The 15207-nt window shown below is 60.6% G+C and carries 15 protein-coding genes and 1 pseudogene; 7 read left to right on the top strand and 9 right to left on the bottom strand.

The features are described from left to right. Positions 1-68: 68 nt before the first annotated feature. Entirely contained in the window at positions 69-863 is a 795-nt protein-coding gene (locus tag ATY79_RS03475) for a glycosyltransferase family 25 protein (protein WP_088703074.1), read from the bottom strand. Positions 864-1010: 147 nt separating this feature from the next. Next, positions 1011-1811: a DUF2076 domain-containing protein gene (locus ATY79_RS03470; RefSeq protein WP_088695291.1), complete on the bottom strand. Its 801-nt coding sequence runs from the start codon at positions 1809-1811 to the stop codon at positions 1011-1013. Between the two features lie 214 nt (positions 1812-2025). Between ATY79_RS03470 and ATY79_RS03465 the strand changes: the two genes are divergently transcribed. The 4 genes from ATY79_RS03465 to leuA all read left to right on the top strand — a co-directional run bounded on the left by ATY79_RS03465 (position 2026) and on the right by leuA (position 6764). Next, positions 2026-2613: an ATP-dependent Clp protease proteolytic subunit gene (locus ATY79_RS03465; RefSeq protein ID WP_088695292.1), complete on the top strand. Its 588-nt coding sequence runs from the start codon at positions 2026-2028 to the stop codon at positions 2611-2613. 87 nt (positions 2614-2700) lie between these two features. Continuing rightward, complete coding sequence (locus ATY79_RS03460) at positions 2701-3429, top strand: class I SAM-dependent methyltransferase (RefSeq protein ID WP_088703126.1); 729 nt, start codon at positions 2701-2703, stop codon at positions 3427-3429. A gap of 103 nt (positions 3430-3532) precedes the next feature. Then, positions 3533-4717: a benzoate/H(+) symporter BenE family transporter gene (locus ATY79_RS03455; RefSeq protein ID WP_088695293.1), complete on the top strand. Its 1185-nt coding sequence runs from the start codon at positions 3533-3535 to the stop codon at positions 4715-4717. A gap of 331 nt (positions 4718-5048) precedes the next feature. Further along, positions 5049-6764, top strand: a complete 1716-nt coding sequence (gene leuA, locus ATY79_RS03450; RefSeq protein ID WP_088703073.1) for a 2-isopropylmalate synthase — start codon at positions 5049-5051, stop codon at positions 6762-6764. A gap of 107 nt (positions 6765-6871) precedes the next feature. Here leuA and ATY79_RS03445 read toward each other — a convergent pair whose 3' ends face one another. The 4 genes from ATY79_RS03445 to ATY79_RS03430 all read right to left on the bottom strand — a co-directional run bounded on the left by ATY79_RS03445 (position 6872) and on the right by ATY79_RS03430 (position 10041). Further along, complete coding sequence (locus ATY79_RS03445) at positions 6872-7714, bottom strand: anti-sigma factor (protein WP_088695295.1); 843 nt, start codon at positions 7712-7714, stop codon at positions 6872-6874. 1 nt (position 7715) lies between these two features. Then, positions 7716-8222, bottom strand: a complete 507-nt coding sequence (locus ATY79_RS03440) for an RNA polymerase sigma factor (protein WP_088695296.1) — start codon at positions 8220-8222, stop codon at positions 7716-7718. A 170-nt stretch (positions 8223-8392) separates the two neighbouring features. Next, positions 8393-8953, bottom strand: a complete 561-nt coding sequence (locus ATY79_RS03435) for a hypothetical protein (RefSeq protein ID WP_088703072.1) — start codon at positions 8951-8953, stop codon at positions 8393-8395. A 149-nt stretch (positions 8954-9102) separates the two neighbouring features. Next, positions 9103-10041 (bottom strand): metallophosphoesterase, encoded by a 939-nt coding sequence (locus ATY79_RS03430; protein WP_088703125.1) that lies wholly within the window; start codon positions 10039-10041, stop codon positions 9103-9105. Between the two features lie 83 nt (positions 10042-10124). Here ATY79_RS03430 and ATY79_RS03425 point away from each other — a divergent pair, with 83 nt between their 5' ends. Continuing rightward, the gene (locus tag ATY79_RS03425; RefSeq protein ID WP_088695414.1) at positions 10125-10562 is read left to right on the top strand and encodes an NUDIX domain-containing protein; all 438 of its coding nucleotides are present in this window, start codon (positions 10125-10127) and stop codon (positions 10560-10562) included. A gap of 10 nt (positions 10563-10572) precedes the next feature. Here the strand turns inward: ATY79_RS03425 and ATY79_RS03420 are convergent, their stop codons facing one another. Next, positions 10573-11559 (bottom strand): glutathione S-transferase family protein, encoded by a 987-nt coding sequence (locus tag ATY79_RS03420; RefSeq protein WP_088695298.1) that lies wholly within the window; start codon positions 11557-11559, stop codon positions 10573-10575. Positions 11560-11828: 269 nt separating this feature from the next. On the opposite strand from ATY79_RS03420, the gene ATY79_RS03415 reads away from it, so the two are divergent. Continuing rightward, entirely contained in the window at positions 11829-12329 is a 501-nt protein-coding gene (locus tag ATY79_RS03415) for an N-acetyltransferase (protein ID WP_088695415.1), read from the top strand. A 111-nt stretch (positions 12330-12440) separates the two neighbouring features. Then, positions 12441-12711, top strand: a pseudogene (locus tag ATY79_RS03410) (MFS transporter); the annotation flags it as partial. Here ATY79_RS03410 and ATY79_RS03405 read toward each other — a convergent pair. Further along, positions 12704-13132, bottom strand: a complete 429-nt coding sequence (locus ATY79_RS03405; RefSeq protein WP_088703071.1) for a GNAT family N-acetyltransferase — start codon at positions 13130-13132, stop codon at positions 12704-12706. The pseudogene ATY79_RS03410 and the gene ATY79_RS03405 sit on opposite strands and share 8 nt — an antisense overlap. Before the next feature lie 4 nt (positions 13133-13136). Further along, positions 13137-15206 carry a hypothetical protein gene (locus tag ATY79_RS03400; RefSeq protein ID WP_088703070.1) on the bottom strand — a complete coding sequence of 690 codons (2070 nt, stop codon included), beginning with the start codon at positions 15204-15206 and terminating at the stop codon, positions 13137-13139. Between the last annotated feature and the right edge of the window lies 1 nt (position 15207).

Raw genomic sequence — 15207 nt, 5'->3', positions numbered from 1 at the left:
ACTGAGACTGGCCGTTATCCCGTCGCCAAAGGGGCGGCGGTTGCCGATTTGGCTGAACAGCCCAGACCTCAAACGTTGTTGTGGTCGAGTGGAAACTTGGCGACATCCATTTGGATCTGCCGCTTCTCGCTGCGAAGCCCTGCTCTGAGAAGATTGCGCGCCTTCACCAGTTCGAGACGCAAGCGCATCAAATGCTTGCTCAGCCTGCTCTTTGGCCTGAACGTATCGTCTTCCGACGCCCGAAGGAAGGGCGCCTTGTTTGCGCTGTCTTCGAGAAAGCGGAGCTGGACCACGGGGGCCGGTTCGATCTGAACGGCCGCAATCCACGATCGATGCCAGAAGTATGCATCGACCAGCGCATAGCTCTTCGTATCCTCAAGCATCCTCGCGGCTGCACGTGGGCCGATGACGTAGCCTGCCAAGCCGAGCCGGTTTTGAAAGACACGTGTCGCCCGATAGCCGCTGGGATCATCTGTCCAAAGGGGTGACTTCGCCATGATATGGGGCAGGGGAACGAATTCCAGATCGTAGACGTAGTTCCAATCGTCGTCACGGTCTCGGATAGTTCGTATCACGTCGGCAATATCACTCGAAAGGACGGCATCGTCTTCCAGTATGACGGTCTTTTCATTTCGCTCTACGACGGCGTTCCATGCCATTCGATGCGATGTGAAGCAGGCAATGTCCTGGCGAAGCGTCGGGCTTGGCCAGTGGTTGGCTGCTTCCTGGCAGTCTTCGGGCGACAGATCGCTCGCCTCGAATGCATCGAGAAAGCGATATTCCAATCCAAGTCTCGCCATCTGGCGGGACTGAAAATGTCTTCTCGCGTTCTCGGACTTGCGACTGATAATAAAGATATTCAACAGATCTTGCCTGGTCGATGGCCGTTGCGTTCCTGATCTTATTGAGAACTCTGCTTCTACCGTCAAGATTGATCATCGGGGCGCCGCGACGCCGGGCGCGGATGCGGCAGCGGATCGGTCGGCCTCCGGGAAGGCCGTCAGGTTGGCTCAGACATCGAAGCTGTCGTCGTTGTCGAAGTCGGATTGACCGTCATCGACGGCGTCGTCGTCGTTCGTGTTGTAGTCGGCTTGCTGAATACTGGCAGTGCCGTTGTTGTCGTTATCGTCATTCGCGTTGTCAGCTGCCTGCTGCTTGTCGCCGTCGTTGTTGAAATAGTTGTTGATGACCGTTTCTTCTGTCGGCGCGTTGCCGAGGGGATTGCTCCCTGCAAGCGGTGAGCCCCAGCCAAGCGACGACATGTGGCTCCCGAAGATCCCGCTCAGCGAATTGGCAAGCAACATGCCGCCTGCGACGCCAGCCGCCGTCCCGAGTGCGCCCTGCAGGAAACTGCCGCCTGCGGAGGGTGCTGCCGGCGGGCTCCAGGGCCCGGTCGGTTGCGGCGGCATGGCGCGGGGGGCGGTGTCGAAGCCGCGATCCTGCTGGATCTGTTGACGCGGGGCGCTACCCCAGGGACCTGAGGAGGGTGGCGGTGGCGCCGGTTGCTGCGGCGCCTGGCTGCTGCCGAAGATAGAGCTCAGGAAGCCGCCGCCCTGTTCGGCCTTGTGATAGTCGCTCTGATCGGCCTCGAGCACACGAATGCGCTCTTCGAGCTGCTTGATGTGATTGGCCGCCGCTTCCAGCCCCTTTTCCTGCACGATCACGGCCTGCGCAAGATAGTAGGCGGCATAGGGCTGCTCGCGTGTTCCCTGCTCAATCAGCACTTCGGCGTCGTGGTCACGCGGCGTTGCCGATGCGGTGCGGACGCGCTCGAAAAGGGCGGTCAGCAGTTGGCGTTCTTCGGGTGACATGGCCGGGCTCCTTTGTTGCTTGCGATGCTTCGCTAGGGATGACGTAGGAATGGATTCCGACTTTTCAAAGCCACCCAAATTACATTTCCGTAAGCCTCGCCGCCTGCCTAACCATATCTTCATCCGTTCCGTGGCTTGTCTTTTTCCCGCATTGTTTTACGCATGGAGTCGCACTATGTGCGAGGAACCCGAATTCGACGTAAGAGAGGTTCGAATGTACGAAGAAGAAGAACAGGACGACAAGACGAAGGAACTGCCGCTCGGCAAGGAAACGGAGGCGAACCTTTTCAAGTCGCGTTCGATCTTCATCTACGGGCCGATTACGCAGGAACTCGCGCAGAAGGTCTGCACGCAGCTTGTGGCGCTCGCAGCCGCCAACGACGACGATATTCGCATCTACGTCAATTCCCCCGGTGGTCATGTCGAATCTGGCGATTCGATCCATGACATGATCAAGTTCATCAAGCCGAAGGTCTGGATGATCGGAACGGGCTGGGTCGCATCGGCCGGCGCGCTGATCTATGTCGCGGCGCCGAAGGAACAGCGCCTTTGCCTGCCGAACACCCGCTTCCTGCTCCACCAACCGTCCGGTGGCACGCGCGGCATGGCGTCCGACATCGAGATCCAGGCTCGCGAGATCATCAAGATGAACGAGCGCCTGAACAAGATCATGGCTGAAGCCACCGGCCAGCCTTACGAGAAGATCGCTACCGATACCGACCGCGACTACTGGCTGTCCGCAGAAGAAGCCAAGTCCTACGGCCTCGTTTCGCGCATCATCACGTCGCAGTCCGAGATCTGATTTCGTGTTATGAGAGGCGCCCTTGCTTGCTGGATGGCGGGCGAGGGCGCTTTTTGCGTTTGCGCAACCGAACCGCGGAGTTTTGATATGCCCGATCTGCACTACGAGCATCCGCGTTTGGCTGCCCTCTATGATCTTGCTTGCGGCTGGTCTGAGGATCGGGATTTCTACCTCTCGCTCGCGGATGGCGGTCCGAAGTCAATCCTCGATCTTGGTTGCGGCACCGGACTGATCTGCGACGCCTATGCGGCATGCGGGCATGATGTGACCGGTGCCGATCCCTCGCGGACGATGCTTGATATCGCTAGAGGCAAGCTGCATGGCGACAGAATTGAATGGGTAGAGTGTCTTTCCCAGCACTTTCGATCCGATAAGCGCTTCGATCTAATCATCATGACCGGACACGCCTTTCAGGTGCTGCTCGACGAGACCTCCATCCTCGCCACCTTTGCCGCCATGCGCGAGCATCTGGCGCGTGACGGCTGCATCGTCTTTGAATCCCGCAATCCCGAAATAGACTGGAAGGCGCGATGGAACGGCGGGGCATTCGAGGTTAATCAGGAGGGGCGCGTCATCCGCGAGACGCGTGACGTAATCTCCTACAGCAATGGCCGGGTTCATTTCGAGACGCGTTATCATTTCCCGGATGAGATACTGGTTTCGAAAAGCGAGTTGTTGTTCTTATCGCGCGAGGAGATTGAACGCTACCTCCAAGCTTCCGCGCTACAGGTCGAGGTGGTCTATGGTGACTGGGACCGCGGACCTTTCGACGAACGGACCTCAGAGGAAATGATTTTCGTCGTCCGAAAGGTGTAGCCGTATAGAGCCGACCGATAGGTACCGAATGGTGCCAATCTGCACTTGCGCAAGTCCGCGCGATACGGCTTCCATGCGGACTTTCCGCCGATCGAGTTCCGCCATGCTCAAAGACTTTTCCATCCAAAGCCTGTTCATGGGCATCCTCACCACTTTCGTGGGGTTTGCCAGCTCCTTTGCGGTCGTGCTTCACGGCCTGCAGAGTGTCGGTGCGACGGATGCGCAGGCGGCGTCGGGCCTTATGGCGCTGTCGATTGCGCTGGGGCTTTGCGCAATCTTCCTTAGCTCCGTGACGCGGCTGCCTATCAGCATCGCTTGGTCCACTCCGGGTGGGGCACTGCTTGCAAGTACCGGTGTGGTCGAGGGCGGGTTCAATGCGGCGGTCGGCGCGTTTCTCATCTGCGCGTTGCTGATCGTCATCGCCGGCCTGTTCAAGCCGCTCGGCCGGGCGGTTGCGGCCATTCCCGCGCCTCTTGCCAATGCGATGCTCGCCGGCGTCCTGATCGGATTGTGCTTTGCGCCGGTTAGGGCGATCGGCTTCAATCCGCTGCTCGGCTTGCCGATCGTGGTGGCGTGGATCGTTGTCGGTGCGTTCAAGCGGCTTTGGGCGGTGCCGGCAGCGCTCGCGGCCTTCGTGCTGGTGGTTGCCTTCGGCGTGGATATTCCCGAGGGGGCACTCGGCTCGGTCGAGCAGGCGCTACGGCCTCCGGTCGAGTTCGTTATGCCCGTCTTCAACCTGCCGGCCTTCGTCTCCATCGCCCTGCCGCTTTTCATCGTAACCATGGCGTCGCAGAATATTCCGGGCATTGCCGTCCTGAAGGTCAACGGCTACCAGCCGAAGCCCGGGCCACTCTTTTCCGTGACCGGACTGTTCTCGATATTGTCGGCGCCGTTCGGCGGCCATGCGGTGAATCTCGCTGCGATTACGGCGGCGATGTGCGCCGGTCAGGACGCGCATGCCGATCCGGCGCGGCGCTACTGGGCCGTCCTCGTCTCGGGCATCTGCTATGTCGTTCTCGGCCTGCTGGCGGGGGCAGTGACGACCTTCGTGGCCTTGGCGCCGCCGATCCTGATCCAGGCGGTGGCGGGTCTCGCACTGGTCGGCGCGTTTTCCAGTTCCGCTATGTCGGCCTTCCAGGCGCAGGAGTCGCGGGAGGCGGCGGCCATCACATTTCTGGTGACGGCATCGGGCGTTTCCTTCGCGGGTATCTCGGGGGCATTCTGGGGATTGCTCGCCGGAGGGTTGATGCTGGCGCTGTCACGTATTGTGCAAGCGGCGAAAAAATAGACGGAGGGATTGCCAGTTTTTTGTACCCCGGCTATAAGCGCGACCATGAAGAACACGGGCGTCATGATTTCTGAGCAGATTGTTCGCGGGCGCATCGCGCTCCGTGACAATACGCGCGCCCTTACCTCGCTTCTTCTCCTCGGCCTTACGCGCGGTTGCCGGGTCCGTTGAGGAGCGCCCGGCGGCCGAAAGCCCGCCCAGGCCATCGCTCCTCGTGACCAATCCCGAAAACTGATCAACCGGATGCTTTCGCGCCGGATTCGTCATCGCCAAGCCAGACCCGATACGCTATGACGCGGCTGGCCAGATGACGGGAAGAGGAAGAGAAGACATGGACACGAACACCCGCTCCCAAACCAAAGGCATGCCCGAGGCGGCGATCAAGTATCGCTCCTATCCCCAGGTGAACATCCCTGATCGTACATGGCCGTCGAGGACGCTGACCAAGGCGCCCATCTGGTGCTCGGTCGATCTGCGCGACGGTAACCAGGCGCTGGTCGACCCAATGGGTCATGACCGCAAGGCCCGTATGTTCCAACTGTTGCTCGACATGGGCTTCAAGGAAATCGAGATCGGTTTCCCCTCCGCCTCGCAGACCGACTTCGATTTCGCGCGCTGGTGCGTCGAGCAGGGCAATGTGCCCGACGACGTGTCGCTGCAAGTACTGGTGCAGTGCCGTCCGGAACTGATCACCCGCACCTTCGAGGCGCTGGAAGGCGCCAACCGCCCGATCGTTCACTTCTACAACTCCACCAGCGAATTGCAGCGTCGTGTCGTGTTCGGCAAGGACGTCCAGGGTATCAAGCAGATCGCCGTCGATGCTGCGAAGATGATTTCTGATATGGCGGCGAAGGCCGGCGGCGGCTATCGGTTCGAGTACTCGCCGGAGAGCTTCACCGGCACTGAGCTCGAAGTGGCCTTGGACATCTGCAATGCCGTCATCGACGTGATGAAGCCGACGCCCGACAACAAGCTGATCATCAACCTGCCGTCCACCGTCGAAATGGCGACGCCGAACATCTATGCCGACCAGATCGAGTGGATGTGCCGCAATCTCGACAATCGCGAGAACCTGATCATCTCGCTGCATCCGCACAACGACCGCGGCACCGGCATCGCTGCCGCCGAACTGGCCTTGCTGGCGGGTGCCGACCGTGTCGAAGGTACGCTGTTCGGCAATGGCGAGCGCACGGGCAACGTCGACGTCGTCACCATGGCGCTGAACATGTTCACGCAGGGCGTCGACCCTGAGATCGACTGCTCCGATATCGTGCGGATGAAGGAAGTCTTCGAATATTCGAACCAGATGCCGATCGGCGAGCGCCACCCCTATGTCGGCGAACTGGTCTATACGGCTTTCTCCGGTTCGCACCAGGACGCGATCAACAAGGGTATGAAGGCGATCAAAGTCGCCAATCACCCGGTCTGGGAAGTGCCCTATCTGCCGATCGATCCGCAGGATGTCGGCCGCACCTACGAGGCGATCATCCGCATCAATTCGCAGTCCGGCAAGGGCGGTATCGCCTACATCCTGCAGCAGGACTACGGGCTGAACCTGCCGCGCAACCTGCAGGTCGAGTTCCGCGAAGACATTCAGCGGATCACCGATGAAGAGGGTAAGGAGTTGCCGTCGAAGCGGATCTACGACCGCTTCATCGAGCGCTACGTGACGCAGCCGAAGGGCCGCATCAAGTTCGTCGACCATCACACCTATGCCGACCCCGAGCGCAAGGGGCAGCGCATCGTTGCCGCCGAGATCACCGATAACGGTGAGACGAGGCGCATCGAGGGCAGGGGCAATGGCCCGGTCGACGGCTTCATCAATGCTCTCTCGCATTATCTCGGCATCGACATGTCGGTCGAGGACTATTCGGAGCATTCACTGCAGCACGGCTCGAACGCTGCCGCCATCTCGTATGTCGAGACCTCCTATCCTGGCGGCAAACTGTTTGGCGCCGGCATCAGCACAAACATTGTCGGTGCGTCGCTCGAAGCGATCGTCTCTGCGGCAAACCGGGTGCTCGAGGTCAAAGCCGGAAAGCCCTGACGCGATCCGTGCAGCGGATTAATCCGCTGCACTTTTTTCCTATACGGTGTTGAGAGCTTCGCGCCGTTGATCGCGGCCGGCCAGTGGAAGCGCGAGACGTCCGGATATCAGATCGACGTAGCGACCTGTATGGCGAGCTGGCCGAGCGAGGCTTCCGACGATGGGCCGACAAGCACATAGGACGTGCCGGCATTGTGCCAAGCGACCACGCCAATCTCGTCCTTGATCGTTTCTTTGAAATCGTCGGCCTCGGACGGCAAGTTATCCTTGCGGAAGCAGATGGAAGCCAGGTCGCCATCGGAGCTGGTGTAGACGAGCTGGCCGACCGGCCGGCCGTCGCCGATGAAGACGCGCGCGCCTTGGAACGTCCAGCCCTGTTCCGTCAGATCAGGCACGCGGAACGCAACGCCCACTGTTGAGGTCAGCCAGGTGGCAATTTCCTCCGCCTGCGTCGACGGCACCTCGAAAATATGACGGGGCTGGCGGGCGATAAGCCGCTGGTTGGCGACAACGTCTGTCAACCATTCGCTGGATTCCAAGGCGGCTTCGATCGTTGTCGGGGCGGTCGGTTGCACCTTGCTGGTGCTGCCAGCGGCGAAAAAGCCGATGCCGCAACCGACGATGAAGAGGATGATTGCCGCCGCGAGGGCCTGCGGCCCGGTCGGCGCAAGCTTGAGCGAGGGGCGCGAAACGCGCGCCGCAACCGGGGCCTTTGGCGGCTCTGCGCTCTTGATCGAGCGAACGAGGGCGAGGGGAACCGGTTCCTTGAGAACGTCGTCGAGGCGGTGCTTTCCGAAATCGGTGCCGTGTCGCAGCTTGTCGTAGAGCCGCTTGGCGCCCTCGTCGATGGCTAGGCGCTGCTCGAGCTCATGCTTCTGTTCGGGCGTCGTCTCGCCGTCCAGCAGGGCGGCTAGCTGAGCGTCGAGCGGCAGTTTTTTGAAATCGAGCAATTCAGTACCTGTGAGGATAGTTGTCGGCGACACTGGCGAAATGCAGTCTAGCCGCGGCAAGCTGGGTTACGACGATGTTGATGGTGATGCCCATGATGTCGGCCGCCTGCTGATAGCTGTGCCCTTCGACGACAACCAGCAAAAAGGCGCTGGACGTGCCCTCGGGCATGTCGGCGATCATGCGGTGGATGACATCGGGATCGACGAGCGAGATACGATCGCGGCTCGCTTCCCGGATATCGGTGACATTGCCCCTGGCGATCGGGTGCGGCTTGCGCCGGCGATGGTCGTCGCTCCATTGCTGGCGGGCGAGGGCGTAAACCCAGCTCTCCAGGCGGCCTTCGCCATTCCATTGGTTGCTCTTGGCGATCGCGCGCTCACACGCCGCTTGCGCGAGTTCGTCCGCACTCGCCGCGTCACCTGCAAGGGTCATCGCAAAACGCCGCAGCCGGGGCAGAAGGCCCACTAGGTCGCGTCTAATATCGATGGTCGTCACGGGTTGACGCATGGTCTTTCCAAGTGGTGCATGGGCGTTCGGGCAGAACGCCCAGCAGGAAATCGATTTATATCGCCTCTGTGTCCTTTATGAAACAAGTACCGGATGCTTCGCAAGCATCCGGCAGCCTATCCCACGGGTTCTCAAAGCTTTTCTTCGTCAGGCTCTGCCTCGGGTCAATCTCAATACGTGCGGTAACCGTTCAATGCCTGCAGCAGCGAGCGGTAAGCCCAGGTCTGCTCACCGCCCCGATCCCGGATCTCGACGAGTTGGACGCGCGCTCCCTGTAGGTCACCCTGTTCCACCAAAGCTTGGCCCATATATGACCGTGCCAGAATATAATTCTCGTCGGCCTGCAGGGCCTTTCGGTAATACGACATTCCCAGCTCTATTCTGCCCGCCTTGCGGTTGGCATAGCCGAGGTAATTCAGGATGCGCGGATCGTTCTGGTTCTTGGCAAGCTGGAGTACGGTCAAGGCGTTGTCGTATTGGCCGGCATAGGCGAATTCGCGCGCTGCTTTGTAAAGCTCGTCGTCGTTGAACGAGTTCTTCTTCGGGACCACGCATTCCTTGCGCTTTGCATCCCAGACCTTGCCGTCCGTGCATTTCGTCGTCGTTTCAGTCTTTGGCGGCGGCTTGGTTTCGTCGCTCTCCTCGCCGATCGCATAGGCGGATGAAGAGACTGCGAGGGCAATTGAGCCGGCCAAAGCTAGACCGCGAAGACTGATAGGCGCCATGGGCATGCAATGACTCCGTGAATTGATACTGCAGAGACGACAAGTTTACGTCGCGATCGCCAATTGCCAAGACCTCGGATGCTTCCCGAAATTCAAGTTATCGTCATCTTGAATTTCTGAATCAGCTTGACGAGAAGGTGATTCCAGAAACGACGCTAAGCCTTGAAGATATCGACGCTTTCACTGGAAACGCCGTCGCCCATCGAGTTGATGCTGAAGCGTTCTCCAGTCAGTTCCCAGGCGCCAGGAGCGCCATCTATCGAAAACAGATTGTAGGCGGCGCGGGGTTTCAATCCTCCCGGTCCCTGCGATGCCGAAGCGATGCCGACCACTGGGACCGGGCCTGTCTGGCCGCGTAGCCAGTGGAGCGTGTTCAAATGCGTATGGCCGTGAAGCACCAGCTCGGCTCCGCCGGTAGAGATCACGGCGCCGAAGCGGCGGATGCCGATCATCCGCTTGTGGAAGGAGGTGGCGCCACGGATGGGCGGATGGTGGATCATCACGACCCGAAACAGGCCAGCCTCGCCGGCCGCGCGCAGCATGTTCACGGTGTCGCGGGCCTGGCGCTCACCGAAGAAGCCGCTGGCCGCAAAAGGGGGCGTTGCGACCGCCGTCGAGCAGCCGACGATGGCGACCTTGCCGCGGACGCGGAGATAAGGAAAGACGTGGCGATCTTCCTGCCATTCGGCCGGAGCGAGGTCGCCGCGCACATTGTCGTACCATGCGCGCACCGATTTTTCGTAGGCGCCGGGTACATAGGCATCGTGGTTTCCGGGTACGACGGAATTGTCGGCGGGATCACCGAGTTCTTTCAGCCATGCGGCAGCCGCACGGATTTCCAGCCCGCTCGCGAGGTTCATCAGATCGCCGGTGACGGCCAGGTGGTCGGCTTGCTTGGCACGTATGTCATCGAGCAGCAGATCCAACGTGCTACCGAAAAGGTGCTTGCGCCGATTGCGATGCCAGTTCACAAAGCCGGTAATGCGTTTGGAAAAGAGCTCGCGGACCGAAAGGCGAGGGAGTGGGCCGAGATGGATATCGGAGATGTGTGCGAGCTTGAACATGCGACGACACATAGCCCAGTCGGTCTGCAATTCAAACACATCTGCTTGAACGGATTAGTGGAATTGGAAAGAGCGTGATCGGAACTATCCGCCCCTGGCAGTCGCGAGCGCTGATGCGCATCGTGCATATGTATTTTGCGGTGGCGCGTGGAATGACGATGGGTGTCCGCGCCGCCTGCTTCGATTCGGCGGGCCGTATCTTTCTCGTACGGCACAGCTACGTACCCGGCTGGCACATGCCTGGCGGCGGGCTCGAGCGAGACGAGACTGCCGAGGAAGCGCTGGTCAAGGAGCTCCGAGAGGAGGGGAATTTGCGTATTCTCGGCCGGCCGCAGCTCTTCCACATCTATTTCAACACGGCGGCCAGCCGCCGCGACCACGTCCTTTTCTACAAGACACAGGTGGAGCAAACGGCACCCCGGCCGCCGGACCGGGAAATCGTCGAGTGCGGTTTCTTCGCAGTCGATGATCTGCCATCGGGTACGACCGAGGCAACGCGCCGCCGTCTGGCGGAACTCGCGGGCGAAGAGGAGCCCGCCCACGTCTGGTAGTGCACAGGGGCTAGGCCGCTGCCAATCGGGCACGACCATGCGGGCGATCGAGATCGAGCGCAGGGCCGACAGGCACAACGCCGGTCGGATTGATCGTCTTGTGGCTGCGGTAATAGTGATCCTTGATATGACGGAAGTTCACCGTCTCCTTGACAGCCTGCGTCTGGTAGAGATCGCGCAGATAAGCCGACAGATTGGGATAGTCGTCGATGCGGCGGATGTTGCACTTGAAGTGGCCGACGTAGACGGCATCGAAACGAACCAAAGTCGTGAACAGTCGCCAATCGGCCTCGGTCAGCCGATCGCCGAAGAGATAACGACCCTTGCCGAGACGGTCTTCGAGCATATCCAGCGTTTCGAAGAGCCTGACGACATTCTCGCCATAGGCTTCCTGCGTCGTTGCAAAGCCGGCCTTGTAGACGCCGTTGTTGACGGTGTCATAGACGACAGCGTTGAGTTCATCGATATCGGCGCGCAGGTCGTCGGGATAGAAATCGGCGGTCGAGCCCGTCAGATGATCGAAGGCGCTGTTGAACATCCGGATGATTTCGGAGGATTCGTTATTGACGATCGTGTTGGTCTTCTTGTCCCACAAGACCGGAACAGTCACCCGGCCGGAGTAGTGCGGATCGGCCTTCACGTAGATTTCCCAGAGCGTCTTGGTGGCGAAGAGATGGTCGCCGGTGGCGCCGTCGCCGACCTTGAACTCCCAACCGTTCGACAGCATTAGCGGATCGACGACGGAAACGCTGATGACGTCCTCGAGCTTCTTGAGCTTGCGGAAGATCAGCGTCCGATGCGCCCAGGGGCATGCCAGCGAGACATAGAGGTGGTAACGATCGACCTCCGCCTTGAAACCGCCCGTTCCGGATGGGCCAGCGGCTCCATCGGCTGTAATCCAGTTTCGAAACTGGGAAGCGGCGCGCTTGAAGTGCCCCTTGGTTTCTTTCGTATCGTACCAGACGTCATGCCAGACGCCATCAACCAGCATGCCCATGTTGTGATCCTTCAAATTTTCCTTGGCTCGAACATATCGTACCCCTGGCGCGTTTGCAGGGCGGTAAAGATTGAACACTGCGTCACGCCGCGCGACGTTGCGCTAAATTCCATTGGACGACTGAATTTTTTCCTGCTATCGGCCATTTTACATTTCTGGAACCCGATTTGATGTTTGCACCGAGAAACCTGCGACGACGCTGATGCTCCCGAACGCCGAAGGGCGTGCTCGAGATCCATCAATTCTGTCTATCCGGTTTCCGTCTCATCATGCACAAGCACGATCTGGTCTACCTCACTGAGGATGCGTCGCACGACGCTACAATCGAACATATCAACGAAGAAGCGTTCGGCCCTGGCCGGCATACGCGCGCCGCAGCACGGATCCGCGAACAGGGACCACACGATCTCTCGCTTTCCTTCATCTGTGCCGATGACGGAGAGACGATCGCGTCGGTGCGCATGACGCCCGTTCAGGCCGGTTCGGTTAGTGGGCACCTGCTTGGGCCGCTTGCCGTGCGGCCGTCGCACAAGGGCCGTGGCATTGGCCGGGAACTCGTCCGGATTGCCATCGACGCCGCACGTCGCAAGGGATCGGAGGCGGTCATCCTCGTCGGCGATCCGCCTTACTATTGCCCGCTTGGATTCGAGCGGGTAGCCCACAATGCGCTGACGTTTCCGGGCCCCGTTGATCCGTCTCGCGTGCTGGTCGTGCCGCTTGCCGAGGATGCACATAGCAGGCTGAAGGGAACTATCGGCTGGCGGAAATAGGCCCCCTGCGATATTGAAGCCATAGACCTCAGACGCACTTCGTGTGATTTTTCAGTGGTTTGAGAGGCCAGCGCATGACGCAGTATTTCCATGGACGAGGCGCTGGATCGCGCGGTGCTGGTCATGAGTTTTGCCCTGCTTGGGACAGGGGGCATTATACGCCTATATGCCCGAGCTCTATCCCACGGCATTGCGGGCGACGGGCATGGGCGTCGCGGGTGCGATGGCGCGGCTCGGCGGTTTGCTTGCTCCATCGCTGATGACGTTTGTTGTCTCGGGCGGATTAGGTCTGGCGATCGGCTTGTTCGCGGGCCCGCTGGTCGTGGCGGCGATGGCCGCGATGGCAATTGATGCCGAAACGCGGCAGGCTGCGCTCAGCTGATTTCCGGAAGCGACTTGCGCAGAAAGGTGCGGGTACGGCCTTTCGGAAACTCCGGCAGTTCACCGAATATCTCGTAGCCCTGCCGCTGATATGCCCGCAGGGCTTGTGGATTGAAGGTATCGATCCAGGCCCCGTGACAGCCGCGCGCGGCCGCTTCCTCTTCAGCCAAGGCCAGAATCTTGCCAGCCATGCCTTTGCCGCGTTCCTCGTCGGGAATGTACAGCAACTGCGTGAAGAGCCAGCCCCAGGCGGTATAGCCGGACAGACCGCCGGTGACCTTGCCGTCGGTATCCCGGATGAGAACCGCCAGCGGTTGGCGTTCGGCAGGGCCGACGTCATGAATATTGAAGGCCGACAGTGCGTCGCCGATCGCCGTGAGATCATCGGCGGTCGGCGAGCAAGTCACTTCAAACTCGACCATGCCGCTAACGCCCTTCGCGCCACCACATGGCGCCGAAGGCAAGCAGCAGAATGCCGACACCGGCGAAGCCGGCAAATAGCGGTAGGGTGTTGATGCCCTTCAGCACCGTTTCGTTGGTGAGATGGATCTGCATGCGATCGTCGTCGGCGACACGGATCTGGCCACGAACAGGCAGGATCGGCGGAATGCTGATCGCCCCGCTGGTATCGGAAACGCGGGTGACGAGACCCTTTGTCTTGTCGGAGACAGGCTTCAACGCATCAGTCGTCGAGATCATTGCCTTGAATTCGGGAGCATCGACCGCGCCGACATGCGCGAGTGTCGTCATGTCGCCATTGCGGATCTCAAAAAGGCCGATCTCGTCCATCTTCTTCTCAGCCTTGAACAGGCCGGGCTCTGCCTGCGTCAGGGGCAGAGTTTCCGTCCTTCCCGAGGGATAGCGAACCGTCGCGTTGCCAGGATCCGCGCCAATGGTCTGGCGTGTGATCTCCAGCGTGCGGCCTGATGCGCGCGCCGTGAGGGCCTCCTCCTCAAGCGCCGGCTCTTTCATCAGCCAGTGAGCGACGCGGCGATAGAGCGATACATGCGGGCCGCCGCCTTCGAAGCCACGGGCCCATAACCAGCCCTGATCAGAGAGCAGCATGGCAACGCGGCCCTGTCCGGCGCGGTTGAGAACGAGCAGCGGATGGTTGTCGGCGCCGACCATAACCGTCTGGCCCTGCGGGGGATCGACATCGACGCTGCGGAACCAGCGGCCCCAATGCGGCGGTTCGTCAGCGGAACCATCGAGGCCGCGGGTAACGGGGTGCTTGCGACCTTCTTCCGAAAGCCGGGGATAGAAGGCCTTTTCGATCATCTGGCCGGTCGGAGCGGCCGGCAGTACCGACGACAACGGCGTCAGCGCAATCGAATCCTGGCCTGCATGTTCGGGGCCTGCAGCGATCAGCAGGGCGCCGCCATTTTCAACGTACTGGGCAATATAGTCGTAGTAGAGGATCGGTAGCACGCCGCGATGCTGGTAGCGGTCGAAGATGATCAGATCGAAATCCTTGATCTTGTCGACGAACAATTCGCGGGTCGGGAAGGCGATCAGCGACAGTTCGTTGATCGGTGTGCCATCCTGCTTTTCGGGCGGGCGCAAAATGGTGAAGTGGACGAGGTCCACCGAGGCATCCGACTTCAGGAGATTGCGCCAGGCGCGCTCGCCGGCATGCGGTTCGCCGGAGACGAGCAGTACGCGCAGATTTTCGCGAATGCCGTCAATCAAGTGGACCGCGCGGTTGTTCGCGTCGGTGACTTCGCCCGGGAGGGTGGCGACCGAAAATTCGAGAACGTTGCTGCCGCCGCGCTCGACCTTGAACGAAAACGGCGTGTCGCGGCCGGGCGTTGCCTGGAGTGTGGCGATCTCGTTGCCGTTGAGTTTCACCGTGACGTTTGCGGTGCCGCCGGGGCTCGGTCCGTCGTCGAAGACGCGCAGCATCAATTGCTGCTCTTCATTGACGATCCCGAAGCGCGGTGCCTTCACCACTTCGATGCGGCGGTCGAACTCGTTGGCCTTGCCGGTGATCAGGCCGTGGATCGGCGCGTCGAAGCCGAGGGCTTGGTTGACGCCGGGAACGTCGTGGATTTCGCCGTCCGTCAGCATGACGGCGCCGCCGATGCGGGCGGGCGGCACATCCGCGACAGCGGCGGAAAGCGCATTGAACAGCCGCGTCGAGGGAGCGTCCGAGTCTTCCGGTTCCGTGGCGTCGACGTAGCGTGGTTCGATGTTGGGGAAGCGAGCGAGGCGATCCGTCAGCTGCGCCAGGGCATCGTTGGTCATCTTGATGCGTTCAGGCGTCTGCTGGCTCTGGCTGCGGTCAACGATCACGGGCACGACCGTCGACAGTTGCTCGCGATCTTCCTGCAGCAAGAGCGGGTTGGCGAGGGCAGCCAGCAAAGCAAGGGCCGCGATCGAGCGGATCCACGCGCCACGCACGCGGCGCCAGATGGCAAAGGCTGCAGTTACCAGAACAATGATCGCCAGACCCGCCAAGAGCGGCCAAGGGATGAAGGGCGAAAAATCAACTGTCATA

It is taken from the genome of Rhizobium sp. R693, assembly GCF_002211315.1.
In the GTDB taxonomy this organism is placed as follows: domain Bacteria; phylum Pseudomonadota; class Alphaproteobacteria; order Rhizobiales; family Rhizobiaceae; genus Rhizobium.
The sequence above is the reverse complement of the archived record's forward strand: the minus strand, read 5'-3'. Positions and strand labels throughout refer to the sequence as shown.